Source organism: Micromonospora sp. WMMD812, assembly GCF_027497215.1.
In the GTDB taxonomy this organism is placed as follows: Bacteria; Actinomycetota; Actinomycetes; order Mycobacteriales; family Micromonosporaceae; genus Micromonospora.
Genome location: NZ_CP114904.1, coordinates 6520069 through 6544473 on the forward strand (window position 1 = coordinate 6520069; position 24405 = coordinate 6544473).

18 protein-coding genes are annotated in these 24405 nt (G+C 75.2%); 14 read left to right on the plus strand and 4 right to left on the minus strand.

Annotated elements, in window-relative coordinates; genetic code table 11:
* Positions 1 to 2 precede the first annotated feature (2 nt).
* The 3 genes from hisI (at position 3) to O7603_RS30210 (ending at position 2772) form a co-directional block, all read left to right on the plus strand.
* Positions 3 to 437: a phosphoribosyl-AMP cyclohydrolase gene (hisI, locus tag O7603_RS30200; protein ID WP_281576873.1), complete on the plus strand. Its 435-nt coding sequence runs from the start codon at positions 3 to 5 to the stop codon at positions 435 to 437.
* 43 nt (positions 438 to 480) lie between these two features.
* The gene (locus tag O7603_RS30205; RefSeq protein WP_281573111.1) at positions 481 to 2034 is read left to right on the plus strand and encodes an anthranilate synthase component I; all 1554 of its coding nucleotides are present in this window, start codon (positions 481 to 483) and stop codon (positions 2032 to 2034) included.
* Positions 2035 to 2148: 114 nt separating this feature from the next.
* Positions 2149 to 2772: a Trp biosynthesis-associated membrane protein gene (locus tag O7603_RS30210; RefSeq protein WP_281573112.1), complete on the plus strand. Its 624-nt coding sequence runs from the start codon at positions 2149 to 2151 to the stop codon at positions 2770 to 2772.
* Here the strand turns inward: O7603_RS30210 and O7603_RS30215 are convergent.
* A complete protein-coding gene (locus O7603_RS30215) occupies positions 2765 to 3031 on the minus strand; it encodes a hypothetical protein (protein WP_281576874.1) in 267 nt (88 codons plus the stop codon). The two genes, O7603_RS30210 and O7603_RS30215, sit on opposite strands and share 8 nt — an antisense overlap.
* 482 nt (positions 3032 to 3513) lie before the next feature.
* Here O7603_RS30215 and trpC point away from each other — a divergent pair, with 482 nt between their 5' ends.
* Genes trpC through trpA form a run of 3 tightly spaced genes read left to right on the plus strand, consistent with a single transcriptional unit; the run spans position 3514 to position 6434 of the window.
* The gene (trpC, locus tag O7603_RS30220) at positions 3514 to 4317 is read left to right on the plus strand and encodes an indole-3-glycerol phosphate synthase TrpC (protein ID WP_281576875.1); all 804 of its coding nucleotides are present in this window, start codon (positions 3514 to 3516) and stop codon (positions 4315 to 4317) included.
* A gap of 36 nt (positions 4318 to 4353) precedes the next feature.
* Complete coding sequence (gene trpB, locus O7603_RS30225; RefSeq protein ID WP_281573113.1) at positions 4354 to 5589, plus strand: tryptophan synthase subunit beta; 1236 nt, start codon at positions 4354 to 4356, stop codon at positions 5587 to 5589.
* A 5-nt stretch (positions 5590 to 5594) separates the two neighbouring features.
* Positions 5595 to 6434 (plus strand): tryptophan synthase subunit alpha, encoded by an 840-nt coding sequence (trpA, locus tag O7603_RS30230; RefSeq protein WP_281573114.1) that lies wholly within the window; start codon positions 5595 to 5597, stop codon positions 6432 to 6434.
* Positions 6435 to 6537: 103 nt separating this feature from the next.
* Here trpA and O7603_RS30235 read toward each other — a convergent pair whose 3' ends face one another.
* Entirely contained in the window at positions 6538 to 7050 is a 513-nt protein-coding gene (locus tag O7603_RS30235; protein WP_281573115.1) for an NUDIX hydrolase, read from the minus strand.
* A 102-nt stretch (positions 7051 to 7152) separates the two neighbouring features.
* Between O7603_RS30235 and lgt the strand changes: the two genes are divergently transcribed.
* Entirely contained in the window at positions 7153 to 8367 is a 1215-nt protein-coding gene (gene lgt / locus O7603_RS30240) for a prolipoprotein diacylglyceryl transferase (protein WP_281573116.1), read from the plus strand.
* Positions 8368 to 8382: 15 nt separating this feature from the next.
* Positions 8383 to 9570, plus strand: coding sequence for an NAD(P)/FAD-dependent oxidoreductase (locus O7603_RS30245; RefSeq protein ID WP_281573117.1), 1188 nt, complete (start codon positions 8383 to 8385; stop codon positions 9568 to 9570).
* A gap of 87 nt (positions 9571 to 9657) precedes the next feature.
* Here O7603_RS30245 and O7603_RS30250 read toward each other — a convergent pair whose 3' ends face one another.
* Positions 9658 to 10494: a GNAT family N-acetyltransferase gene (locus O7603_RS30250; protein ID WP_281576876.1), complete on the minus strand. Its 837-nt coding sequence runs from the start codon at positions 10492 to 10494 to the stop codon at positions 9658 to 9660.
* Positions 10495 to 10650: 156 nt separating this feature from the next.
* Here O7603_RS30250 and gltB point away from each other — a divergent pair, with 156 nt between their 5' ends.
* From gltB to O7603_RS30275, 5 genes are all read left to right on the plus strand, one after another.
* Positions 10651 to 15369, plus strand: a complete 4719-nt coding sequence (gene gltB, locus O7603_RS30255) for a glutamate synthase large subunit (protein WP_281573118.1) — start codon at positions 10651 to 10653, stop codon at positions 15367 to 15369.
* Complete coding sequence (locus O7603_RS30260) at positions 15362 to 16870, plus strand: glutamate synthase subunit beta (protein ID WP_281573119.1); 1509 nt, start codon at positions 15362 to 15364, stop codon at positions 16868 to 16870. Before gltB ends, O7603_RS30260 begins: the two co-directional genes overlap by 8 nt.
* Before the next feature lie 296 nt (positions 16871 to 17166).
* Complete coding sequence (locus tag O7603_RS30265) at positions 17167 to 18678, plus strand: MFS transporter (protein ID WP_281573120.1); 1512 nt, start codon at positions 17167 to 17169, stop codon at positions 18676 to 18678.
* Positions 18679 to 18952: 274 nt separating this feature from the next.
* Positions 18953 to 19489, plus strand: coding sequence for a hypothetical protein (locus O7603_RS30270; RefSeq protein WP_281573121.1), 537 nt, complete (start codon positions 18953 to 18955; stop codon positions 19487 to 19489).
* 489 nt (positions 19490 to 19978) lie between these two features.
* Positions 19979 to 20104: a hypothetical protein gene (locus tag O7603_RS30275; protein WP_281573122.1), complete on the plus strand. Its 126-nt coding sequence runs from the start codon at positions 19979 to 19981 to the stop codon at positions 20102 to 20104.
* On the opposite strand, the gene O7603_RS30280 is transcribed toward O7603_RS30275, so the two are convergent.
* Positions 20094 to 21635 carry a M1 family metallopeptidase gene (locus O7603_RS30280; protein WP_281573123.1) on the minus strand — a complete coding sequence of 514 codons (1542 nt, stop codon included), beginning with the start codon at positions 21633 to 21635 and terminating at the stop codon, positions 20094 to 20096. The two genes, O7603_RS30275 and O7603_RS30280, sit on opposite strands and share 11 nt — an antisense overlap.
* Before the next feature lie 208 nt (positions 21636 to 21843).
* Between O7603_RS30280 and O7603_RS30285 the strand changes: the two genes are divergently transcribed.
* Positions 21844 to 24402, plus strand: a complete 2559-nt coding sequence (locus O7603_RS30285; RefSeq protein WP_281573124.1) for an FtsK/SpoIIIE domain-containing protein — start codon at positions 21844 to 21846, stop codon at positions 24400 to 24402.
* The last annotated feature ends 3 nt before the right edge of the window (positions 24403 to 24405 follow it).

Here is a 24405-nt window from a genome sequence, read left to right on the forward strand (position 1 = left end):
CTGTGCCCGTACCTGACGCGCCGGTGACCGGCGTTCCCACCGACCCGAGCGAGCCGCCGGCGCCCGGCGGTCCCGCCCGCCCGTCCCGGCTCGACCCGGCCGTCGCCGCCCGGCTGCGCCGCACCGCCGACGGCCTGGTCGCCGCCGTGGTCCGCCAGCACGACTCCGGCGAGGTGCTGATGGTCGCCTGGATGGACGACGAGGCGCTGCACCGGACCCTCACCACGGGCCGGGCCACCTACTGGTCGCGCAGCCGCCGCGAGTACTGGGTCAAGGGCGCCACCTCGGGCCACCACCAGCACGTCCGCTCGGTCGCGCTGGACTGCGACGGCGACGCGGTGCTGGTGAGCGTGGACCAGGTCGGGGCGGCCTGCCACACCGGGCACCGGACATGCTTCTTCGAGGAGCTGCCGGTCACCGGGGCGGACGCGCCGTGAGCGCGGGCGTCGACACCGGGCGTGCGGCGGAGGAGAGGCGGTCATGACCGACGGCGTGGTGAGCCCCGACGAGGCGACCTTCAGCGGGCTCGCCGCCCGCTGGCGGGTGGTGCCGGTGACCCGGCGGCTGCTCGCCGACGCGGAGACCCCGGTCGGGGTCTACCGCAAGCTGGCCGGCGGCCCGGGCACCTTCCTGCTGGAGTCCGCCGAGCAGGGCGTCGGCTCCGCCGGCATGGCCTGGTCCCGATACTCGTTCATCGGCGTACGCAGTAGCGCGACCCTGGTCGAGCGGGACGGCGCGGTCGCCTGGCTCGGCCAGCCGCCGGCCGGGCTGCCCACCGGAGGCGACCCGGTCCAGGTGCTGCGGGAGACCGTGGCGGCGCTCGCCGGGCCGGCGGGTGATCCGGCCGGCGGCACGCCGCCGCTGACCGGCGGCATGGTCGGCTACCTCGGCTACGACCTGGTCCGCCGCTTCGAGCGGCTGCCGGAGCTGACCGAGGACGACCTGGGCGTGCCCGAGCTGGGCATGATGCTCGCCACCGACCTGGTGGTGCTCGACCACTACGACGGCTCGGCGATCCTGGTCGCCAACGCCGTCCTGCCGCCGCTGGACGAGCCGGACCGGGACGCGCGGGTCGCGGCGGCGTACCACCACGCGGTAGGCCGGCTGGACGCGATGACGAGCGCGTTGTCCCGGCCGATCCCGCCGATGATCTCGACGGTCGACCGGCCGCCGGCCGGCGACGTGGTCAGCCGGACGCCGGACGGCGGCTACCCCAAGGCGGTGGAGGCGGCCAAGGAGGCGATCCGGGCCGGCGAGTGCTTCCAGATCGTGTTGTCCCAGCGGTTCGAGCGGGCCACCCACGCCGACCCGCTGGACGTGTACCGGGTGCTGCGCACCACCAACCCGAGCCCGTACATGTACCTGCTGCGCTTCGACGGCTACGACATCGTCGGCTCCTCGCCGGAGGCGCACCTCAAGGTGACCACCGACGCCGACGGGCAGCGGCGGGCGCTGCTGCACCCGATCGCCGGCACCCGGCCGCGCGGCGGCACCCCGGCCGCCGACGCCCGGCTCGCCGCCGAGCTGCTCGGCGACCCGAAGGAGCGGGCCGAGCACGTCATGCTGGTCGACCTGGGCCGCAACGACCTCGGCCGGGTCTGCCGGCCGGGCACGGTCGAGGTGCCCGAGTTCGCCACCATCGAGCGGTACAGCCACGTCATGCACATCGTCTCCACGGTGGTCGGCACGCTGCGTGAGGACCGCACCGCGTTCGACGCGCTGGCCGCGACCTTCCCGGCCGGCACCCTCTCCGGCGCGCCGAAGGTGCGGGCCATGGAGATCATCGAGGAGCTGGAGCCGGTCCGGCGCGGCGTCTACGGCGGCACCGTCGGTTACTTCGGCTTCGGTGGCGACCTGGACATGGCCATCGCCATCCGCACAGCGCTGATGCGCGAGGGCCGGGCGTACGTGCAGGCCGGCGCCGGCGTGGTGGCCGACTCCGACCCGGCCGCCGAGGGTCAGGAGACCCGGAACAAGGCCGCCGCGGTGCTGGCGGCCATCGCCGCGGCGGAGACGCTGAGGGCGGCCCGGTGAGCACGAGGAGTGCAGCGCAGCGGAGCCCCGCGGTCGCGGACGAAAGGCGGGCCCGGTGAGCGCGAGGAGTGCAGCGCAGCGGAGCCCCGCGGTCGCGGACGAAAGGCAAGCCCGGTGAGCGCGCGGGCCGGCACGGGTCGGCGTGAGCTGACGTACGCCGTGCTGCTCTCCCTGGCCGGCGCGGGCCTCGCGTTCTGGGCGGCGACCCGCACCTGGTCGGTCGAGCTGACTGTGCGCCCGACGCCGCTGGCGCCGGAACGGGCGGACCACACCGGGGGCGGCCTGCTGCCGTGGTTGCCCGCGCTGGCCGTGGTCGGGCTGGCCGGCGCGGGCGCGGTGCTCGCCACCCGGGGGTGGCTGCGTCAGCTGGTGGGTGGCCTGCTCGCGCTCCTCGGGGTGGCGGTGGCCGCCGGGGGCCTGTACGGCCTGATGGCCGACTTCGCCGGGGCGGTGAGCCGGCAGTGGCCGGCCCTCTGCCTCGTCGGCGGGCTGGTGGCCGCCGGGGGCGGGCTGCTGACCGCGCTGCGCGGGCGGGGCTGGCCGGGGATGGGCGCCCGCTACGAGCGGCCGGCCCGGGTCGCGCCGGCGGCCGGGGCCGTCGGTGGCGGAGCCGCGGGTGGCGGGGCAGCGACCGGCGGGGACGTGGCCGGCGGTGCCGCGCCCGGACCGGTGGCCGGGCGGCGCACCACCGAGGCGTGGGACGCGCTGGACCGGGGCGAGGACCCGACGGTCAGCTGACCGGCTGCTCCTCGCGCTGCCGGCGGGCGGCGGCCCGGGCGGCGGCGAGTTCGGCGACCAGCCGGTCCAGCTCGGCGCGCCGGTCGGCGCGGGCCCGGTCGGCGCAGACCGCCTCCCATGCGTTGCCCCGCGCGGTCCGCATCCGCCCCTCGCCGACCACCGCGCGTTCCAGCGTGTGTACCACGCCGACGGCGAGGGAGGCGACGGTCCGCGAGATGGTGGTCAGTCCGACGGCCGGGGTCGGGTCGGCAGTGCTCATGGTCACCCCGTTGCAGGATGGTTGGGGACGGTCAGGCAGACGCCCCATCGAGTCTGCCCGAGGGACAGACTGGCCGGCTCACGTTTCGCCGTGGTGACCGACACGTCAACTGTCCGTGCAGGGCCGGTACCAGGTACGAAGCCGTTCGTCCTTGAGCTTCGTCACAGCATCGACGGATGTCGACGGCTGGGCGCGGGGGGCCGCGGCGGTGGCATGATCGATGGGTCGATGTCGATGCGCGGCCCGGGTCGCCCTCAGTGGCGCCGGTCGATGGCGGAGGTGGCGCTGAGTGACACCCTCTTCACGGCAGGTCGGCCATTATGCCCCAGGCCCATTGGTGAGGAGCGCCATACCCCCACCACCTGGCGCCAGCTGGCGCCCCCTAGCATCGGCCCATGACACCCGGAGAGGGGAGTCCGTTGGTGACTGCTGAGCATGCGCACGCGGAGGGGGACGAGGCCGGTCCGGCGGCGTCCGTAAGCGTGCTCGACGAGATCCTGGCCGGCGTGCGCGAGGACGTGGCCCGGCGCCAGGAGCAGGTTCCGCTGGAGCGGATCCGGGAGTTGGCCGCCGCCGCCCCGCCGCCGCTGGACGCGTACGCGGCCCTGCGGAAGCCCGGCGTCGCGGTGATCGCCGAGGTGAAGCGCTCGTCGCCGTCGAAGGGCCAGCTGGCGGAGATCGCCGACCCGGCCGACCTGGCCGGCGACTACGCCGCCGGCGGGGCCCGGGCGATCAGCGTGCTGACCGAGGGGCGCTGGTTCGGCGGCTCGCTGGACGACCTGGCCGCGGTCCGCGCCGCCGTGCAGATCCCGGTCCTGCGCAAGGACTTCGTGGTCTCCAGCTATCAGGTGCACGAGGCCCGTGCCCACGGCGCCGACCTGGTGCTGCTGATCGTCGCCGCGCTGGAGCAGAACGTGCTGATGGGTCTGCTGGAGCGCATCGAGTCCCTCGGCATGACCGCGCTGGTCGAGGTGCACGACGAGGAGGAGGCCGACCGGGCGCTGGAGGCCGGCGCCCAGGTCATCGGGGTCAACGCACGCGACTTGCGTACCCTGGAGGTCGACCGCTCGGTGTTCGAGCGGATCGCGCCCGGCCTGCCCAGCAGCGTCGTGAAGATCGCCGAGTCCGGCGTGCGCGGCCCGCACGACCTCATCCGGTACGCCTCGGCGGGCGCCGACGCGGTCCTGGTCGGTGAGGGCCTGGTCACCCAGAAGAGCCCCCGCGAGGCGGTGGCCGAGCTGGTCAACGCCGGAAACCATCCGGCCACACCACGTCCGGTGCGCTGATCCCGCGCCGGCACCACCCGTAGCGAGAGGATCCCGATGAGCGCCGACGCCCTGGCCGCCCCGGCCGGTCCGTTCCCCGACGCCGCCGGCCACTACGGCCGGTTCGGCGGGCGATTCGTCCCGGAGGCGCTGGTCGCCGCCCTGGACGAGCTCGACGGGGCGTGGCGTACGGCGATGGGTGACGAGGCGTTCCAGGCGGAGTTCGGCGCCCTGCTGCGCGACTACGCCGGCACCCCGTCGATGCTGTACGCCGCCCGGCGGTTCTCCGCCAAGGTCGGCGCCCGGGTGCTGCTCAAGCGGGAGGACCTCAACCACACCGGTGCGCACAAGGTGCGCAACGTGCTGGGCCAGGCGCTGCTCACCAGGCGGATGGGCAAGACGCGGGTGATCGCGGAGACCGGCGCCGGGCAGCACGGGGTGGCCGCCGCGACCGCCGCCGCGCTGTTCGACCTCGAGTGCGTGGTCTACATGGGCGAGGTCGACACCGAGCGGCAGGCGCTGAACGTGGCGCGGATGCGGATGCTCGGCGCCACCGTCGTCCCGGTGACCACCGGCTCCCGGACGCTCAAGGACGCCATGAACGAGGCGATGCGGGACTGGGTCGCCAACGTCGACGACACCCACTACCTGATCGGCACCGCCGCGGGGCCGCACCCGTTCCCGGCCATGGTCCGCGACTTCGTCCGCGGCATCGGTGACGAGGCCCGCCAGCAGTGCCTCGACCTGACCGGCGCGCTGCCCGACGCGGTGACCGCCTGCGTCGGCGGCGGCTCGAACGCGCTCGGCATCTTCCACGCCTTCGTCGATGACCCGGGCCCGCGGCTGTACGGCTTCGAGGCGGGCGGCGACGGGGTGACGACCGGCCGGCACGCGTCCAGCATCACCGGCGGCTCCACCGGCGTGCTGCACGGCACCCGGACGTACGTGCTCCAGGACGCCGACGGCCAGACGATGGAGTCGCACTCGATCTCCGCCGGTCTGGACTACCCGGGGGTCGGGCCGGAGCACGCCTGGCTGCACGACGCCGGCCGGGCGACGTACCTGCCGGTCACGGACGACGAGGCGATGGCCGCCTTCGAGTTGCTCTGCCGCACCGAGGGCATCATCCCGGCCATCGAGAGCGCCCACGCGCTGGCCGGCACCGTCGCGATCGCCCCGAAGCTCGCCGCCGAGCTGGGCCGGGAGCCGACGATCGTGGTCAACCTGTCCGGCCGCGGCGACAAGGACGTCCACACCGCCGGCAACTACTTCGGCATCCTCGACAGGGAGTGAGTGCGATGAGCGTCGCGGGTCGACCGGACGGAGCTGCCGGCACGAGCCGGATCGGGGTCGCGTTCGACAAGGCCCGCGCGGACGGGCGGGCGCTACTGGTCGGCTGCATGCCGGCCGGCTTCCCGAGCGTCGAGGGCAGCATCGCGGCGATGACCGCGATGGTCGAGGCCGGGGTCGACGTGATCGAGGTGGAGATCCCGTACTCCGACCCCGTGATGGACGGCCCGGTGATCCAGAAGGCCAGCGACATCGCGCTCGCGGGCGGCGTCCGGACCGCGGACACGCTGCGCATCGTCGAGGCGGTCGCGGCCACCGGCGCGCCGGTGGTCATCATGACCTACTGGAACCCGATCGAGCGGTACGGCGTCGACGCGTTCGCCCGGGACCTCGACTCCGCCGGCGGCACCGGCCTGATCACCCCGGACCTCATCCCCGACGAGGCCGACGAGTGGCTCGCCGCCTCGGACGCGTACGGGCTGGACCGGACCTTCCTGGTCGCGCCGTCCTCCACCGACGCCCGGCTGGCGATGACCGTCGGGCACTGCCGGGGCTTCGTCTACGCCACCGCGATCATGGGGGTCACCGGCGCCCGCGCGCAGACCTCCACGGCGGCGCCGATCCTGGTCTCCCGCGTCCGGGAGGTCACCGACCTACCGGTGGGTGTCGGGCTGGGCGTCGGCACCGGGGCGCAGGCCGGCGCGGTCGGCGGGTACGCCGACGGTGTGATCGTGGGCAGCGCCCTGATCCGGTGCCTGCTCGACGCGCCGGACGAGGCCGCCGGCCTGACCGCCCTGCGCGCCCTGAGCGCCGAACTGGCCGAGGGCGTCCGGCACCCCCAGCGCTGACCCGCCCCGTCCTTCCCACCGATCTTGCACTTTCCGCCCGTGGAATGCGGTGGATGTGGCTTTTGCCGGGGCGCCAACTGCATGATCGCGGGTGGCGGCGGGCTCAGGGGCGGGCGGGGGTGTTCTGGGCGCGCTGGCTCGGGGCGGCCGAGGGGGGCGCCGTGGGGCAGTCGCGGAGCACGCCGGAGCGGCCGGCGGTGGCGTCGACGATGGCCGCACGGGTGGTCGGGGTGACCGCCGCCGGCAGGTCGGACGGGTCGTGCCAGGAGAGCCGGCAGTCGCCGGGCGGATCGGCGACCGGACGGTCGCCGTGGGCCTTCGCCCGGAACACGTGCACCAGGACGTCCGGCAGTGGGGCGGCGCGACCGGGCGGCGACGGCGCCGCGCAGGGCATCCCGTCGGCCAGGTGGTAGAGCCCCACCAGGTCGACCACCTCGATCTCGTACCCGGTCTCGGCGCGGATGTCGCGCAGCGCCGCGTCGACCGGACTCTCCGGACGGCGCAGCCGCCCGCCGGGCAGCGCGTAGCGCCGCTCGCCCGGGCCGTGCCGGCAGAGCAGCACCCGGCCGGCCTCGTCGGTGACGACCGCGGCGACCGCCCAGGTGAGCGTGCTCATGGACAAAGAGCCTACGGCGGTGCAAACCAGAAGTCACCGTGACGGCCCGACCGGTGGACCGGGGTGCCACCGAACGGCTCCGCAGCGGTAGCGTGTGCATCCGTGACCTTCGCCTCGCTGTCCCCCCAGGCGGCCCTGCCCAGCCCCAGCACCGCCGTCTGGCAGCTCGGACCGCTGCCGATCCGGGCCTACGCGCTGTGCATCATCGTCGGCATCGTGGTGGCCTGCCTGGTCACCGAGTACCGGTTGCGCCAGCGTGGCGTCGCGCCCGGCGCGGTGCTGGACATCGCGGTCTGGGCCGTGCCGGCCGGCATCATCGGCGCCCGGATCTACCACGTGATCACCTCGCCGGAGAAGTACTTCGGGACCGGCGGCGACCCCATGAAGGCGTTCGCCATCTGGGAGGGTGGTCTCGGCATCTGGGGTGCGGTCGCCGGCGGCGCGGTCGGCGCCTGGCTCGCCGCACGGCAGTTGGGCATCCCGTTCGCGGTGGTGGCCGACGCGCTGGCCCCGGGCCTTCCGCTCGCCCAGGCGATCGGCCGGCTGGGCAACTGGTTCAACAACGAACTCTTCGGTGGCCGGACCACCCTGCCCTGGGGCCTGGAGATCCACCGGATGGACCCGGACAATCCGGGTCACGCGCTGCGCGACGACGCCGGCCAACCCATCCTCGAACCCGGTCTCTACCACCCGACCTTCGCCTACGAGGCGCTCTGGAACGTCGGCGTCGCGGCACTGGTCTTCGTGCTCGACCGCAAGCTGCGGCTGGGGCGCGGCCGGGCGTTCGCGCTCTACGTCATGGGCTACACCGCCGGCCGGTTCTGGATCGAGCTGATGCGCACCGACGAGGCGAACACCATCCTCGGCGTCCGGCTCAACGTGTGGACCGCCGGCCTGGTCTTCCTCGGCGCGCTGATCTACTTCGTACGGGTCCGTGGCCCGCGGGAGTACCTGGTCCCGCTCGGCGCGGTGGCGACGCCCGCCGCGCCGGCCGAGTCCGACGTGTCCCAGGTCGACCTCTCCGCCCGCGAGGCCGGTTCGCGTGCGGCCGCCCCCGAGGGCTACCGGGTGGTCGACGAGGAGCAGTTCCGGGCGTACCGGGAGACGGGTGTGGTCCCCGCCGACCCGGCTGCCGAGGCATCCGAGTCGACCGAGGCCGAGCGGGGCGCGGAGACGTCGATCCCCGCCGGCCGCACCGACGGTGACCCGGAGCGGGCGTCCGAGGGCGACGACGACCGGCCGGCCGCCGGCGACGGACCGGCGCGGGACGACCGGGCCGGCGCGACCGGCTCGGGCCCGGCCGACCGCGACAGCTGACGGGGGAGCGGCACCATGCGTAGCGCGGTGGTGGTCGGCGCCGGGATCGGCGGCCTGTCGGTCGCCGGCGCGCTGGCCCGCTCCGGCTGGCAGGTCACCCTCCTCGAACGGGCCGACCGGGTCCGCCCCGACCCGACCGCGGTGGTGCTCTGGCCCAATGGGGTGCGCGCGTTGCGCGCGCTCGGCCTGGGGGCGGGCCTGGAGGCGATCGCCACCCCGCTGCCCGACGGCGGGGTCCGCCGCCCCGACGGGCACTGGCTGGTGCAGCCCCGCCCCACCCCGGCCGACCGGATGCCGGTGGTGGTGCATCGGGAGGACCTGCACGACGCGCTGATCGCCGGTCTCGGCGACCGGGTCGAGCTGCGGACCGGCGTGACGGTCCGCACCGTGCGCGCCGACCCGGGTGAGCGACCCGCGGTCGGCGACGGCCGGCACATGATCGAGGCCGACCTGCTCGTCGCCGCGGACGGCACCGACAGCGAGATCCGGCGGCGACTCGCCCCGGAATCCGCCGTGGTCAGCTCCGGCTGCGCCGCCTGGCGGGCGGTGATCCCCTGGTACCGGGCACCGCGGCTGCCCGCCGACCGGCCGGTCGGCGGCGAGGTGCTCGGCGCCGGCTACCGCTTCGTCTCGGCGTCGCTGGGCGAGCGCGGGTCGTCGGGCGGTTCCAGCCGGGGCGGCATCTACTGGGTGGCCACGGCGGCCGGCGCGCCCCGCCCCGAGCCCCCGGAGACCCAGCTCGCCCTGCTCCGCCGCTGGTACGCCGGCTGGCCGAGCCCGATCGGCGAGCTGCTCGACGCCACCGACCCGGCCGACCTGGTCCAGCAGGAGGTTCGTGAGCTGCGGCCGCTGCCCCGCGCGTACGGCTTCCCGGCCGGCCCGGGCGGGGTGGTGCTGCTCGGCGACGCGGCGCACGCCATGCCGCCGCACCTCGGCCAGGGCGCCTGCCTCGCCTTCGAGGACGCGGCCACCCTCGCCGCGCTGCTGCGCGAATCCCGCCTGCCCGACGCCGTGCAGGCGTACGACCGGGTGCGTCGTCCCCGCGCGGCCACCGTCGTGCGGCAGACCCGCCGGATGTCGGCCGTGCTGCAGACCCGTGGCCGGCTGGCGCTGCGCGCCCGTGACGCGGCGCTCGGCACGCTGACCCCACGCCTGCTGAACACCGCGGCGACCTCGGCCGCCCAGTGGCGTCCCCCGGCCTGAGCGTCGATCCTGCGCTTGCGGTGGGGGCGAAGGGCGCCCCTCGGCCCGGGCACCGCCTGATCGGCGAGGCTCGGGCCGGGCACGAGGTCAGGCGATGACGGCGGCGGGTTCGGCGATGCAGGCGGTGCCGATCCGGCGGAAGCCGACCCGCAGGTAGACGCGGGCGATCTCCTCGCTGCCGGCGGACAGGAAGATCAGCTCGGTCCCGGCGGCGCGCAGCTCCTGGGCCAGCGTCGCGGTGACCGCCGCGCCCAGCCCCCGGCGACGGGCGGCGGGCAGCGCGGCCACCCCGGCGATCTCGGCCACGTCGCCGACCCGCATCGCCATCCCGCTGGCCAGCGCCCCGTCCGCCGGCGTGGCCGCCAGCACGGAGATCCGCCGGCCGTCGGCGATCCGCACCCGCTCCTCGTCCAGCGCGGCGACGTCCAGTTCCATGATCGCGGCGTCCCGTTCGGCCGGACCCGCGTCGCCCCGGGCGGTGCCGGCCGCGGCGAACGCCACGGCCGCGACGGCCCGCCGGGCGGCCACCTCGGCGGCGAAGTCCGGCGACTCCGGGTCGAGCACCCGCACCGGTACGTCGCTGAGCGTCGCCGGGTCGGGCAGCGCCGCCGGGTCGAGCACCATCAGCGGCGCCTCCAGCACCGAGAGGCCGGCCGAGCGGGCGACCGGCAGCAGCGCGGGGGTCGTCTCGTGCACCCACTCGAAGGCCTCGGGCAGCCCCAGCTCCCGCTGGCGCTCCCGGGCCGCGTTGACGTCGGCCAGCGAGGGCGGCTCGGTCGCGTCCCGCCGGGGCCGGGCGTAGAACGGGAAACCGGCGCCGTCCCGGACAAACAGCACCAGGCCGCCGTACTCCTCCGCCCCAGCCCCGTCCCGGGGCACCGCGTCGTAGAAGCGTTCCAACCGGTCAAACAGGTCTTTGTGCAGGGGATCCACCGCGCGAGACTACACGTCCCAGACTCTGGACGGTGTGATCAATCTGGACTGGCCTTGCGGCCCCCGCCCTAACGTAGACTCAATAGACCCACGCGGGCCGACGTCGTCCCCATCATGATCCAACCCTGAGTGACGACAGGAGGCCCGGTGGCCTTTCCGTACCCGCACCAGCCGCAGCCGGCCCCCACGCTCGGCCCGGGAGCGCCCGCGGCCGGGCTCTACGACCCCGCCCAGGAGCACGACGCCTGCGGCGTGGCCTTCGTGGCCGACCTGCACGGCCGCCGCTCGCACGCGGTCGTCGAGAACGGTCTCGGCGCGCTCTGCCGGCTGGACCATCGGGGCGCCCGGGGCGCGGAGCCGAACACCGGTGACGGCGCCGGCATCATGATCCAGGTGCCGGACGCCTTCCTGCGCACGGTGGTGGACTTCCAGCTGCCGCCCGCCGGCGAGTACGCCACCGGCCTGGTCTTCCTCCCGGACGGCGACGCCGCGGAGGCCCTCGCCCGCCGGGTGGTCGAGAAGTACGCGCTGGTCGAGGGGGCCGAGGTGCTCGGCTGGCGGGACGTGCCGGTCGACCCGAGCGGGCTCGGTGAGACGGCCGTGGCCGCCATGCCGCGGATCCGGCAGCTGTTCCTCGCCGCACGCCGGCTGACCGGGTCGCCGGCCGGGCCGGCCGGCTCGGCGCTGCGCGGCATCGAGCTGGACCGGGTCGCGTTCTGCGTGCGCAAGCAGGCCGAGCGGGAGAGCGCCGAGCGGGGCGCGCCCGCGTACTTCCCGTCGCTGTCGGCGCGGACCATGGTGTGGAAGGGCATGCTGACCCCCGACCAGCTGCCGGAGTTCTACCCGGAGCTGACCGACGAGCGGGTGGAGAGCGCGATCGCGCTGGTGCACTCCCGGTTCTCCACCAACACCTTCCCGTCCTGGCCGCTGGCCCACCCGTACCGGTTCATCGCGCACAACGGCGAGATCAACACGATCCGCGGCAACCGGAACTGGATGCAGGCGCGTGAGGCGTTGCTGCGGACGCCGGACCTACCCGGCAACATCCGGCGGATCTTCCCGGTCTGCACCCCGGGCGCCTCCGACTCGGCCAACTTCGACGAGGTCCTGGAGCTGCTGCACCTGGCCGGGCGGAGCCTGCCGCACGCGGTGCTCATGATGATCCCCGAGGCGTGGGAGAACGACCCGGGGATGCGCCCGGACAAGCGGGCCTTCTACCGCTTCCACGCGAGCCTCATGGAGCCGTGGGACGGCCCGGCCTCGGTCGCCTTCACCGACGGCGAGATCGTCGGTGCGGTGCTGGACCGCAACGGGCTGCGCCCCGGGCGCTGGTGGCGCACCGAGGACGGGCTCGTCGTGCTCGGCAGCGAGGCGGGTGTGCTCGACCTCGACCCGGCCCGGGTGGTCGCCAAGGGGCGGCTCCAGCCGGGGCGGATGTTCCTGGTCGACACGGTGGCCGGCCGGATCGTGCAGGACGACGAGATCAAGGCCGAGTTGGCCGCCGCGCAGCCGTACGGGGAGTGGCTGCACGCCGGGCTGATCGAGCTGACCGACCTGCCCGCCCGCGAGCACATCGTCTACACCCACGACTCGGTGCGCCGCCGCCAGCAGACCTTCGGCTACACCGAGGAGGAGCTGAAGATCCTGCTCGCGCCGATGGCCCGCGCCGGCGCCGAGCCGATCGGTTCGATGGGCACGGACACCCCGATCGCCCCGCTCTCCACCCGGCCGCGGCTGCTCTACGACTACTTCCACCAGCTGTTCGCGCAGGTCACCAACCCGCCGCTGGACGCCATCCGGGAGGAGCTGGTGACCAGCCTCAGCTCCACGATCGGCCCCGAGGGCAACCTGCTCGACCCGGGACCGGCGAGCTGCCGGCAGATCGTGCTGCCGTACCCGGTGATCGACAACGACGAGCTCGCCAAGATCCTCTCCATCGACGAGGACGGCGACCTGCCCGGCTTCAAGGCGGTCCGGGTCTCCGGGCTCTACCGGATCCGCGAGGGCGCGGCCGGCATCAAGGCCCGGCTCACCGAGATCTGCCGGCACGTCTCCGAGGCGATCGAGGACGGCGTGCGCATCCTCGTCCTCTCCGACCGCGACTCCAACGCCGACCTGGCCCCGATCCCGTCGCTGCTGCTCACCGCGGCGGTGCACCAGCACCTGGTCCGCGAGCAGACCCGGACCCAGGTGGCGCTGATCGTCGAGTCCGGTGACTGCCGCGAGGTGCACCACGCGGCGGTGCTGATCGGCTACGGCGCCGCGGCCGTCAACCCGTACCTGGCCTTCGAGTCGGTGGAGGACATGATCTCCACCGGGGCGCTGGTCGGCGCGGATCCGGCCAGGGCGGTGCGCAACTACGTCAAGGCGCTCGGCAAGGGCGTCCTGAAGATCATGTCCAAGATGGGCATCTCGACCGTGTCGTCGTACTGCGGCGCACAGGTCTTCGAGGCGGTCGGGCTGGACGCCCGCCTGGTCGAGCGCTACTTCCGGGGCACCCCGAGCAAGATCGGCGGCATCGGCCTGGCCGGCATCCACGCCGAGGTCGCCGCCCGGCACGCCCTGGCCTGGCCGCCCGCCGGCACCCCGGCCTCCGACCGGCTGGAGGTCGGCGGCGAATACCAGTGGCGCCGCGAGGGCGAGGTGCACCTGTTCAACCCGGAGACGGTCTTCCTGCTCCAGCACGCCACCCGCAGCCGCGAGTACGACATCTTCAAGCGGTACACCGCCACGGTGGACGCGCTCGCCGCCGAGACCGGGTCGCTGCGCGGCCTGTTCACCCTGCGCGACGGCGTCCGTCCGCCGGTGCCCCTGGACGAGGTCGAGCCGGCCACCGAGATCGTCAAGCGGTTCGCCACCGGCGCCATGTCGTACGGGTCGATCTCGGCGGAGGCGCACGAGACCCTGGCGATCGCCATGAACCGGCTCGGCGGCAAGTCCAACACCGGCGAGGGCGGCGAGGACGTCGAACGGCTGCACGACCCGGCCCGCCGCTCGGCGGTCAAGCAGATCGCCAGCGGGCGGTTCGGCGTCACCAGCGAGTACCTGGTCAACGCCGACGACCTCCAGATCAAGATGGCGCAGGGCGCGAAGCCCGGCGAGGGCGGCCAACTGCCGGGCAACAAGGTCTGGCCGTGGATCGCCCGGACCCGGCACGCCACCCCCGGCGTCGGCCTGATCTCCCCGCCGCCGCACCACGACATCTACTCGATCGAGGACCTCGCCCAGCTGGTGCACGACCTGAAGTGCGTCAACCCCGCCGCCCGGGTGCACGTCAAGCTGGTCAGCGAGGTCGGTGTGGGCACCGTCGCGGCGGGAGTCGCGAAGCTCAAGGCGGACGTCATCCTGATCTCCGGCCACGACGGCGGCACCGGCGCGTCCCCGCTTAACTCGCTCAAGCACGCCGGCACCCCGTGGGAGCTGGGGCTGGCCGAGGCGCAGCAGACGCTGCTGCTCAACAAGCTCCGCGACCGGGTCACCGTGCAAGTCGACGGCCAGCTCAAGACGGGCCGGGACGTGCTCGTCGCGGCCCTGCTGGGCGCCGAGGAGTTCGGGTTCGCCACGGCGCCGCTGATCGTCGCCGGCTGCGTGATGATGCGGGTCTGCCACCTGGACACCTGCCCGGTCGGCATCGCCACGCAGAACCCGGTGCTGCGGGAACGGTTCACCGGCACGCCCGAGTTCGTGGAGAACTTCTTCCTCTTCCTCGCCGAGGAGGTCCGCGGCTACCTGGCCGAGCTGGGCTTCCGGTCGATCGAGGAGGCCATCGGCCACAGCGAGCTGCTCGACGTCGCCCCCGCCGTCGCGCACTGGAAGGCGCACGGGCTCGACCTGGCGCCGGTGCTGCACCTGCCGGAGCTGCCGCCGGACGCGGCCCGCCGCGGCGTACGGGCGCAGGACCACGGGCTGGACCGGGCGCTGGACAACGAGCTGATCGCGCTCGCCGAGCCGGCGCTGCGCCCTGCCGGGTCCCCCGCCTCGGCGCCGGCCACCTCCGCACCGGTCACGCCGGTCCGGGCCGAGCTGGCGATCCGCAACGAGCACCGCAGTGTCGGCGCGATGCTCGGCGGCGAGGTGACCCGCCGCTACGGCGGGGCGGGGCTGCCCGCCGACACCGTCGAGTTCGCGCTGCGCGGCACCGCCGGGCAGTCCTTCGGCGCGTTCCTGCCGCGCGGGGTCACCCTGCGCCTGCACGGCGACGCCAACGACTACGTCGGCAAGGGGCTCTCCGGCGGCCGGATCATCGTCCGGCCGGACCCGGCCGCGCCCTTCGTCGACCCGGACGCCGCGCCCGGCGAGCGCGCCGAGGACCAGATCGTCGCCGGCAACACCATCCTGTACGGCGCAACCGCCGGTGAGGTGTTCCTGCGCGGCCGGGTGGGGGAGCGGTTCGCGGTGCGCAACTCCGGCGCGGCGGCCGTCGTCGAGGGGGTCGGCGACCACGGCTGCGAGTACATGACGGGCGGGACGGTGGTCGTGCTCGGGTCGACCGGGCGCAACTTCGCCGCCGGCATGTCCGGCGGCACCGCGTTCGTCCACCGGCTCGACCGGGGCCGGGTCAACGCCGAGCTGGTCGACCTGGCGCCGCTGCGCGAGGAGGAGCGGGCCGTCCTGCACGAGCTGGTGCAGCGGCACTTCGCCGAGACCGACTCGGCGGTCGCCGAGGAGCTGCTCAAGCGCTGGCCGGAGGCGGTGGAGGAGTTCACCGCCGTGGTGCCCCGGGACTATCGCCGGGTGCTGGAGATCATGCGGGCCGCCGAAGCCGCCGGCCGTGACGTCGACGACGCGGTGATGAGCGCGCTCGCCGCGCCCGCGTCGGTGCCGCCCGCTCCGCGGGCGGCCACCCAGGAGGTGGCTCGTGCCTGACCCGAACGGTTTCCTGCGCTATCCACGGCGGATGCCGGCCCGCCGGCCGGTCCCGGTGCGGATCAGCGACTGGCGGGAGGTCTACCCGCCGGCCGGCGAGGAGCTGATCCGTGAGCAGGCCACAAGGTGCATGGACTGCGGCATCCCGTTCTGCCATGACGGGTGCCCGCTGGGCAACCGCATCCCGGACTGGAACGACCTGGTCCGCACCGGCAACTGGGACGCGGCGGTGGCGTCGCTGCACGCCACCAACAACTTCCCCGAGTTCACCGGCCGGCTCTGCCCGGCGCCGTGTGAGGCGGCCTGTGTGCTCGGCATCGCCGGCGGCGAGCCGGTGACCATCAAGCAGGTCGAGGTGGAGATCGCGGACGCGGCGGTCGCCCGGGGTGGGCTGCGGCCGCAGCCGGTGCCGGCGCCGACCGGTCGCTCGGTCGCCGTGGTCGGCTCCGGGCCCGCCGGTCTCGCCGCCGCCCAGCAACTGGCCCGCGCCGGGCACGCGGTGACGGTGTACGAGCGGGACGACGCGATCGGCGGCCTGCTCCGCTACGGCATTCCCGACTTCAAGCTGGAGAAGCAGCACATCGACCGGCGGCTCGCGCAGCTCTCGGCCGAGGGCGTCGAGTTCCGCACGGGTGTGAACGTCGGTGTCGACGTCACCGCCGAGCAGTTGCGGGCGCGGCACGACGCCGTACTGCTGGCGTGCGGCGCGCTCGCCGGCCGGGACACCCCGGAGACCCCGGGCCGCCGGCTGCGCGGCGTACACCAGGCGATGGCGCACCTGGTCGCGGCGAACCGCGTGGTCGCGGCGGCGGACGGCCGGCGGCCGGCGCCGGCGGTGCTGGCCGATGGTACGCCGATCGACGCCGCCGGCCGGCACGTGGTGATCATCGGTGGCGGCGACACAGCGGCGGACTGCCTCGGGGTCGCGCACCGGCAGGGCGCGGCCGGCGTGCACCAGCTCGACCTCTACCCGCAGCCTCCGCGGGCCCGCGAGGAGACCCGCGACCCCTGGCCGACCTGGCCGTGGATCCTGCGCAGCTACCCCGCGCACGAGGAGGGCGGCGAACGGGTCTTCGCGGTCGCGGTGCAGGAGTTCGTCGACGACGGCACCGGACAGGTGCGGGCGGTGCGGATCGCCGAGGTGACCGTGGAGAAGCGGGACGGCCGCCGAGTCGTCACCGTGGTCCCGGGCACGGAGCGGGAGCTGCCGGCCGACCTGGTGCTGCTGGCGATCGGCTTCGAGGGCACCGAGGAGCAGCCGCTGCTGGCCCAGTTCGGGGTGACCCGCAACGCCCGCGGCGCCGTGGACGCCCGCCCGGACTGGCAGACCGACGTCGACGGGGTCTTCGTCGCCGGTGACATGCACCGGGGAGCCTCCCTGATCGTCTGGGCGATCGCCGAGGGGCGTGCGGCGGCCGCCGCCATCCACGCGTACCTCGGCGGTGGCACGCGGCTGCCGGCACCGGTCGAGCCGGGCACCGAGCCGCTCGCCGCCCGCTGATCCGCCGGCTCGTCCCCTCCCGACCCGGATGTCGCCCCGGCCCGCCACCGGCCGGGGCGGTGTCGCGTGGGGCCCTGACGGGCCGGGCCGGCGTCGTGCGGCCTGACGGGGGCGGGCGGCGTGTGGCCCGCACCGGGGGCAGGGCGTCGTGTGGCCCGCACGGGGGCAGGGTGGCGTCGCGTGAGCCGCCTCACGAAGACGGGCAAATCGGGGCAACTGCCGCCACACTTGTCGGCGGCCGAACCGACGTGGGACCGGCCCTGTCGTCATGACCGTCGGGTCGGGGAGGTTGTGCCGTGGCCGCAGGTGCCACGTTCGCCGCGTTGCGCCACCGGAACTACCGGATCTGGGCCATCGCCGGGTTCGTGTCCGTCGTCGGCACCTGGATGCAGGTGCTCGGCGTCAACTGGTACGTCCTCTCCCGGACGGGCTCGGCGACCTCGATGGGCTTCGCCGTGCTCCTGCAGGCCCTCCCGACGCTGCTGCTCAGCGTCTGGGGCGGCGCGCTGGCCGACCGGCTGAGGGCCCGTCCGCTGCTGATCGCCGCGCAGGCGGCCCACGCGGCGCTGGCGGCGGGTCTGGCGGTGGTCGCCGTCACCGGAGCGGGCGGCCTGCCCGCCATCTACGCGATCTCTCTCGCGACCGGCGCGGTCTCGGCGATCGAAGGCCCGGTGATGGGCCGGTGGGCCTCCACCCTCGTGGACCGGGAGACCCTCGGCAACGCCCTGGCGCTAGGCTCGCTCACCAACTCCGCCGGCCGCATCCTCGGCATGAGCGCCGGCGCCGTCGTGGTCGCCGTCGTCGGCCCCGCGCTGCTCTTCGTCATCAACTCGGCCAGCTTCGTCGCGGTGGTCGCCGCCCTGTTCCTGGTCCGCGAGCGGGAGCGGCACATCGGGGAGCCCGTGGCCGCACCCACGCCGGCGGACAGCAGCATCCGGGCCGGGTTCCGCTACCTGCGGCGCCAACCGGTGGTGCTCGTCGCGTTGGCCCTCTCGTTCGTGCTCGGCAGCCTCGGCCGCAACTACCAGGTGACCATGGCGGCGATGAGCGACGGGCCGCTGCGCGGCGGCGCCTCCGGCTACGGACTCCTCTCCACCGTCTTCGCCCTGGGTACCGTGCTCGGCGCGCTCCTCGCCGCGCGGCGACGGGACCTCGGCTACGGCGTCCTGGTCGGCGCGGGGCTGGTGGCCAGCGCACTGCAGATCGTCGCCGGCCTGGCGCCGGGCACGATGAGCTTCGCCGCGGTGATCCTGCCGATCGCCGCCGCGGCCGTGGTCATCGACACCACCGTCGGAGCCCGGGCCCAGCTCGACACCGACTACCTGATGCGCGGCCGGGTGCTGGCCGCGCTGGCGGTCACCGGCTCGGTCTCCGCCGCGGTCGGCGCGCCGCTGCTCGGCTGGCTCTCCGAGCACGCCGGCCCCCGGCAGACCCTGGTGCTCGCCGGGGCGATCGCGGCCGTCGCCACCGCGGCGGCGGGCGTGGCCCTGGACCGGCTGCACGGCTGCCGAGTGCGGCAGCGGGTGGCCAAGGCCGTGCCGGTGGTCCGCCGCCCGGTACGCCGGGTCGCCACCACCGCCGCCCGCGTCGTCGGACCCGCCACCGTCCCGGCGCGGCGCGCAACAGTCGCCGCCGCACCGGGCGTCCGGCCGACCCGGACGCCCATCCCCGCGGCCCGCCCGGGGCCGCCCCGGCCGGCTGCCGGTCGGCCCGTGCCGCCGCCCGTCCGTCTCGCCCACCGGCCGGCCTCGTCCGAATCGGGCACCGGCGTGCCGGCGCCGGCCTCGACTCAAGCGCCCGGCGCCTGACCAGCGCGCCGCCCGCGCAATCGGCCGCCGGGGTGCCGGCGCCAGCTTCGACTCGCGCGCCCGGCGCCCGACCAGCGCGCCACCTGCGGACGCGGCGGTTCGGCACGCACCGGCGGCGCCCGCGGGCCAGAGCCCGCGGCGGCAGCGCCCCGGGCCCTGCGCGCGGCCGGGGCATGGTCCCGTCGTTGGCCGTGTGAGCGAGGCCATGGTCTTGGTCGGGGCCGAGGGCACGTTCGGGACCGGACCGGACGAAGATCATCGTTACGCTGCGGCCATGGAGATCGAGGAGCGCCTCCGGCGGGTCCGTCGGTGGCTGTGGGTCGTGGTGGTCGGGCTCTTTCTCAGTGGCGTGACCGCGTTCCCGCTGGAGATCGAGGTCCGCTGGCTGCTCCGAGCGGTCGAGCCGTTCGCCGACCAGATGCCCGCCCTGGTCGCCTGGATCGAGCGGGTCCACACCGGACTGGTCGAAACCGGCGACCGTCAGCCGTTCATGCTCTACGGCACCGACTGGCTGGCCTTCGCGCACCTGGTGCTCGCCGTCGCCTTCTGGGGACCACTGCGCGACCCGGTGCGCAACGTGTGGGTGGTCCAGCTCGGGCTCATCGCGTGTGCCGGCATCGTGCCGCTGGCGCTGATCTGCGGGCCGATCCGGGACATTCCCTGGTTCTGGACGCTGGTCGACCTGTCCTTCGCCGTCGGCGCCTTCCCGCCACTCTGGTTCGCCTACCGGCACATCCGCCGGATCGAGGCGGCCGGGGGAGGCTGGCGCGCCGGCCGGCCAATCGCCGAGGCCGCCGCCGACGCCAGCTGAGCGGAGGCCGGGACACCGTCGTCCTTTATCGACGCCATGTCGCCGACATGGCGGTGTCCCGCCGATCCGGATGCCGCGTTGTGGGCGACATGGAGTCGATCATTCAGACCGGAGCCGACGAGGCCGGCGGCGGAGGCGCCCGGCGGCGTCGGAAGTGATGAGCGTTATGACGGAGAGGCATATTTGTGCCTCTCCGTCATAGTCGTGGCACCGGGCCCTCTGGCTGGTGCCGCTCGCCCGCGCCGACGAGGGCGCGAGCACCCCGGGGCAGCGCTTCTCGTGATGGTGGGCTGCCCTCCTCGGCTCCTGATCGCCCGGCTGCCGGCAAATTCGGATGGCCGTCCGTGGCCTTCGGCGAGCCCGGAGTCCGAGGGCAAGGGGGGCGTTGTGCACCCGGGCCGGGCTCGGGCGGAACAGCCCGGCTGTGGGCGACTGCCCGGGTGCCGACGAGCCCCGCGGGGGCCGCGCCGGGAGCGCGAGGAGGCGCTCGTGGCCTGGAGGTCGGACGGGCCGGCCGAGACCGCGGTGGCGGCGGCCGAGCGGGCGCTGAGCGTCGGCGGACTGGCGGGGTGCCCGCCGCCGCGCGGCGGCGGGCACCCGGTGCTCAGCGGGTGAGGAGGCGGTGGGCGTCGCGGATCTTGGCCCAGGACTTCGGCTCCACCGGCGGCGCGGCCTTGCGGGCCGCCAAGCCGGGCACCTCCGGCCGGCCGGCGGTGAACAGCCAGGTGGTGAACAGGTCCGTCAGGTCCAGCCCGGAGATCCGCTCGGCGAGGGCCTGGAACTGCGCGATCGTGCCGTTGCCGTAGCGGTGCTCGGCGGTCCAGGCGGGCAGGATCTCGAAGAACGCGTCGTCGCCGACGGCCAGCCGGAGCTGATGTACGGCCATCGCGCCCCGGTCGTAGACGGCGTCGTCGAAGATCCGACCCGGACCCGGGTCACCCGGCGGCACCTGCCAGAACTCGGAGTCCTCCGGGTAGCTGGCGTAGGTGAAGTCGAACAGCTCCTGCGCGGTGCCCTCGCCCTGCTCCTCCGACCAGAGCCACTCCGCGTACGAGGCGAAGCCCTCGTTGAGCCAGATGTCCTGCCAGCGAGCCACCGAGACGGAGTCGCCGAACCACTGGTGGGCCAGCTCGTGCACGACCACCGAGGTGTTGGAGCCACGGCGCCAGAAGCCCGGGCCGTACACCGGACGGGTCTGCGTCTCGAGCGCGAAGCCGATGCCGTCGACCGGTCCGGCGACGCCGCCCTGCGCCTCGAACGGGTACGGGCCGAAGATCCCGCTGCCCCACTCGACGATCTCGGCGGTCCGCTCGATGCTGGCCCGGGCGGCCGGCCCCAACTCGCCCAGCGTGGTGCTGTACGCGTTCACCACCGGCTGGCCGTTCGGCGCGGTGTCGGTGACGATGTCGTACTCGCCGATCGCCAGGAAGGCCAGGTAGGTGGCGGTGGGGGAGGTGGTCCGCCAGATCCACCGGGTGCGGTTGCCCGCCTCGGCCAGCGGCGGCCGGGGCTGCACCCCGTTGCTGATCACCTCGACGCCCGTCGGCACGGACACGGAGATGTCGAAGGTCGCCTTGTCCAGCGGGTGGTCGTTGCTGGGGAACCACCACCACGCCGACTCCGGCTCGTTGACCGCCATCGCCCCGTCGTCGGTGCGCGTCCAGCCGGTGTAGTCACCGACCAGGGTCTCCGACGGCACGCCCGCGTAGCGCACGACGATGGTGAGCTGCTGGCCGCGGGTGATGGGGCGGGAGGGCGTGACCACCAACTCGTGGACGCCCTCGGTCGTGGCGGTGGCGGCCCAGCCGTTGATCCGGACCGACTCGACGTCGAGCAGGAAGTCCAGGTTGAACCGGGAGAGGTCCTCGGTGGCGCGGGCCAGGATGGTGGTGGTGCCGGTGAGCCGGTCGCTGGCCGGGTCGTAGCGCAGCCGGACGTCGTAGTGCTCGACGTCGTAGCCGCCGTTGCCGTAGTCGGGGAAGTAGGTGTCGCCCAGTCCCGGGCCGCCGGGTTGCGGTGCGGCGGTGGTGGCGGTGGGCCGGCCCCAACCGCTGGGTGGGGCGGCGTGGCCGGGAGCGCCGGTGGCCACGGTGCCGGCGCCGGTGAGGGTCAGGACGGCGATCGCCGCCCGGAGAACTCGTCGCACGAGGTGGACTCCCTCCATCGGGGTGTTCGCCTCGTCAACTTAATCGACATCGGTGAGCGTGTCCGCCCCGGCGCGCGGGCCCGACCGGCGGGTCCCCGGTGGACCGTCGGCCGTGAGCCGCCGCGCCGGGCACCCGATGCTGTCCCGGGGTCGCCGGAGTCCGTTAGGGTTTCCGCGGACCGGACGCTCGCGGCGGGGGAGGCGGACAGTGGGCAGGCTCGCGTCGGCGTACCGGCAGGCCGTCGCGGCGCACCGGGCCGCCCGGGCGCACCTCGACGCCGCCCGCGACGCGCTCGGCGCGGCGCCCGCGCCGGCCGCCCCGCTCGGCGCCGACGAGCTGGTCGCGCGGCTCGCCGAGGTCGGCGACGCGCTCGCCACCCCCACGCCCGGCGTCACTCCGGCCGCTGCCGCGGCCGTCCCGGTGCGGATCGGGGAGGCGTCCACCTCGGAGGGTGGGTTCCCGGTGCTCGTGCCGCTCGGCGGCGGCCACCACCTGGCCGTGGACACCGACGCCCGCGACCCCCGGGTCGCGGGGTTGCTGCGGGCGCTGGTGCTCCGGCTGACCGCCACCGCCCCGGCCGGCGAGGTCCGGGTCGCCGGCATCGACACGGTCGCCCTCGGCGCCACCTTCGGGCCGCTGCGCCCGCTGCTCGACGCCGGCGTGGTCGATCCGCCGGCGACCACCGAAGCCGAGGTGGCCGCGCTGCTCGACGCCGCCGAGCGGCATGCCCGGGAGGCCCAGCACGGGGCTCCCGGCGACACGCCGCTGCTGCTGGTGGTCGCCGCGGCCGCTCCGCCGCCGCGGGAGCTGGCCCGGCTCGCCGCGCTCACCCACGCCGGCCCGGCCGCCGCGGTCTGCGTCCTGGTCGCCGGCCACCCGTCCCGGCGGCCCGGCGACGCCCCGCCGCCGCTGGGCGCCACCACCGCCGTGCGGCTGACCGAGCGGTACGCGTACGTCGGCGACCCGCCCGGCGTCCCGTTCAGCGACGACGGCAGCGGGCTCGCCGCCCCGGTGTTGCTCGACGGCGATCCGCCGGCCGCCTCGGTCCGGGCCCTCGCCGAGCACCTCGGCGCGGCCGTGCGGCACGGTGACGCGGTGGGCTTCGCCGAGCTGCTGCCCGAGCGGCGGTGGGCCGAGTCGGCGGGCAACGGCCTGCGCACCGTGGTCGGCCGGGCCGGCCGCGCGCCGGTGACGGTCGCCTTCGACGACGCCACGCCACACTGGCTGGTCGGCGGGCGCACCGGCGCCGGCAAGACCGTATTCCTGCTCGACGTGCTCTACGGGTTGGCCGCCCGCTACTCCCCGGCCGAGCTCCAGCTCTACCTGCTCGACTTCAAGGAGGGGGTCAGCTTCACCGAGTTCGTGCCGACCGGCCGCGACCCGTCGTGGCTGCCGCACGCCCGGGCGGTCGGCATCGAGTCCGACCGCGAGTACGGCGTCGCGGTCCTCCGCGAGCTGCGCCGCGAGTTGCACCGGCGCGCCACCCTGCTCAAGCGGCACGGCGTCACCAAGCTCGCCGACCTGCCCCGGGACACCCCGGTGCCGCGCGTCGTCGCGGTGATCGACGAGTTCCACGTGCTGCTCGCCGGCAACGACGCGCCGGCCCGCGAGTCGGTCGACCTGCTGGAGGAGCTGGCCCGCAAGGGCCGCTCGTACGGCGTACACCTGGTGCTGGCCAGCCAGAGCATGACGGGCATCGAGGCCCTCTACGGCCGCGCCGAGGCGGTCTTCGGGCAGTTCGCCCTGCGGGTCGCGTTGCCCGGTGGCGGTGGGGTGCTCGGCCAGCGGGGCGACGTGGCCGCGGCGCTGCCGGTCGGCTCGGCCGTGGTCAACACCGCCGCCGGCGCGGCGGGCGCCGACACCGTCGTCCGCTTCCCCGACGCGCACGCCGCCGCCGATGAGCTCGGTCGCCTGCGGCACCGGCTGTGGCAGGCCCGCCCGGCGGGCGCGCGCCCGCCCGCGGTCTTCAAGGGGTACGAGACGGCGCGGCTCGAGGACGATCCCACCTTCACCGGACTGCGCCCCGGCGGCCGGCGGCCACTGGCGCTGGTCGGCCGGACGGTCGACGTGCACGGCAGCACCGCCCTGTTCATCATGGACACCACGCCCGGCCGGCACCTGGCCGTGGTGGGAACCTCGCCGGCCGGCGCGGACGTGCTCCGCGCCGCGACGCTGAGCCTGGCCCGGCAGCACGCCCCCGGGGAGTGCCGGTTCCTGCTCGCCCCGCTGGTCGCCGCCGCCGACGTGGTGGCCGACGAGACGGTGGAGGCGCTCACCGCCGCCGGTCACGTCGTCGAACGGCTGGACGCGACAGGCCTGCGCGGTCGGGTCGCCGAGCTGGCCGACCGGGTCGGCCAGGGCGCCACCGGGCCGGCGCCGGCCGGCCGCACGTTCCTCGTCGGGTTCGGAATGGACGCCGCGTCGGCCGTGCTCGGCACGCCCGACCCGCAGACCTTCCGCTCCGGCCTGGACGACCTGCGTGCCCTGCTCCGGCAGGGGCCCGGCCACGGGGTGCATCTGCTCGGCTGGTGGCGCGGGCTGCGCCGGCTCGCCGACGACCTCGGCGGCACGCAGAACCGCGACGACATCGCCTGCCTGGTCGCGCTGAACGTGCCCGGCGGCGAGCTGGGGTTGCACCTCGGCGTGCACGACCTCGCCTACACGCCCCGGCCGGACCGGGCGCTGCTGGTGGACCGCCACGACCAGCGCACCCGGCTGATCGTGCCCTTCGCCCGGGACGCCCACGAGCTGGCCGGGGAGGGCTGAGGC

Coding starts and splice junctions, on each gene's coding strand:
- O7603_RS30215 (WP_281576874.1), bottom strand. CDS start 3,031: ATGAGCACTGCCGACCCGACCCCGGCCGTCGGACTGACCACCATCTCG.
- O7603_RS30245 (WP_281573117.1), top strand. CDS start 8,383: ATGCGTAGCGCGGTGGTGGTCGGCGCCGGGATCGGCGGCCTGTCGGTC.
- trpA (WP_281573114.1), top strand. CDS start 5,595: ATGAGCGTCGCGGGTCGACCGGACGGAGCTGCCGGCACGAGCCGGATC.
- O7603_RS30205 (WP_281573111.1), top strand. CDS start 481: ATGACCGACGGCGTGGTGAGCCCCGACGAGGCGACCTTCAGCGGGCTC.
- trpB (WP_281573113.1), top strand. CDS start 4,354: ATGAGCGCCGACGCCCTGGCCGCCCCGGCCGGTCCGTTCCCCGACGCC.
- O7603_RS30235 (WP_281573115.1), bottom strand. CDS start 7,050: ATGAGCACGCTCACCTGGGCGGTCGCCGCGGTCGTCACCGACGAGGCC.
- O7603_RS30270 (WP_281573121.1), top strand. CDS start 18,953: ATGGAGATCGAGGAGCGCCTCCGGCGGGTCCGTCGGTGGCTGTGGGTC.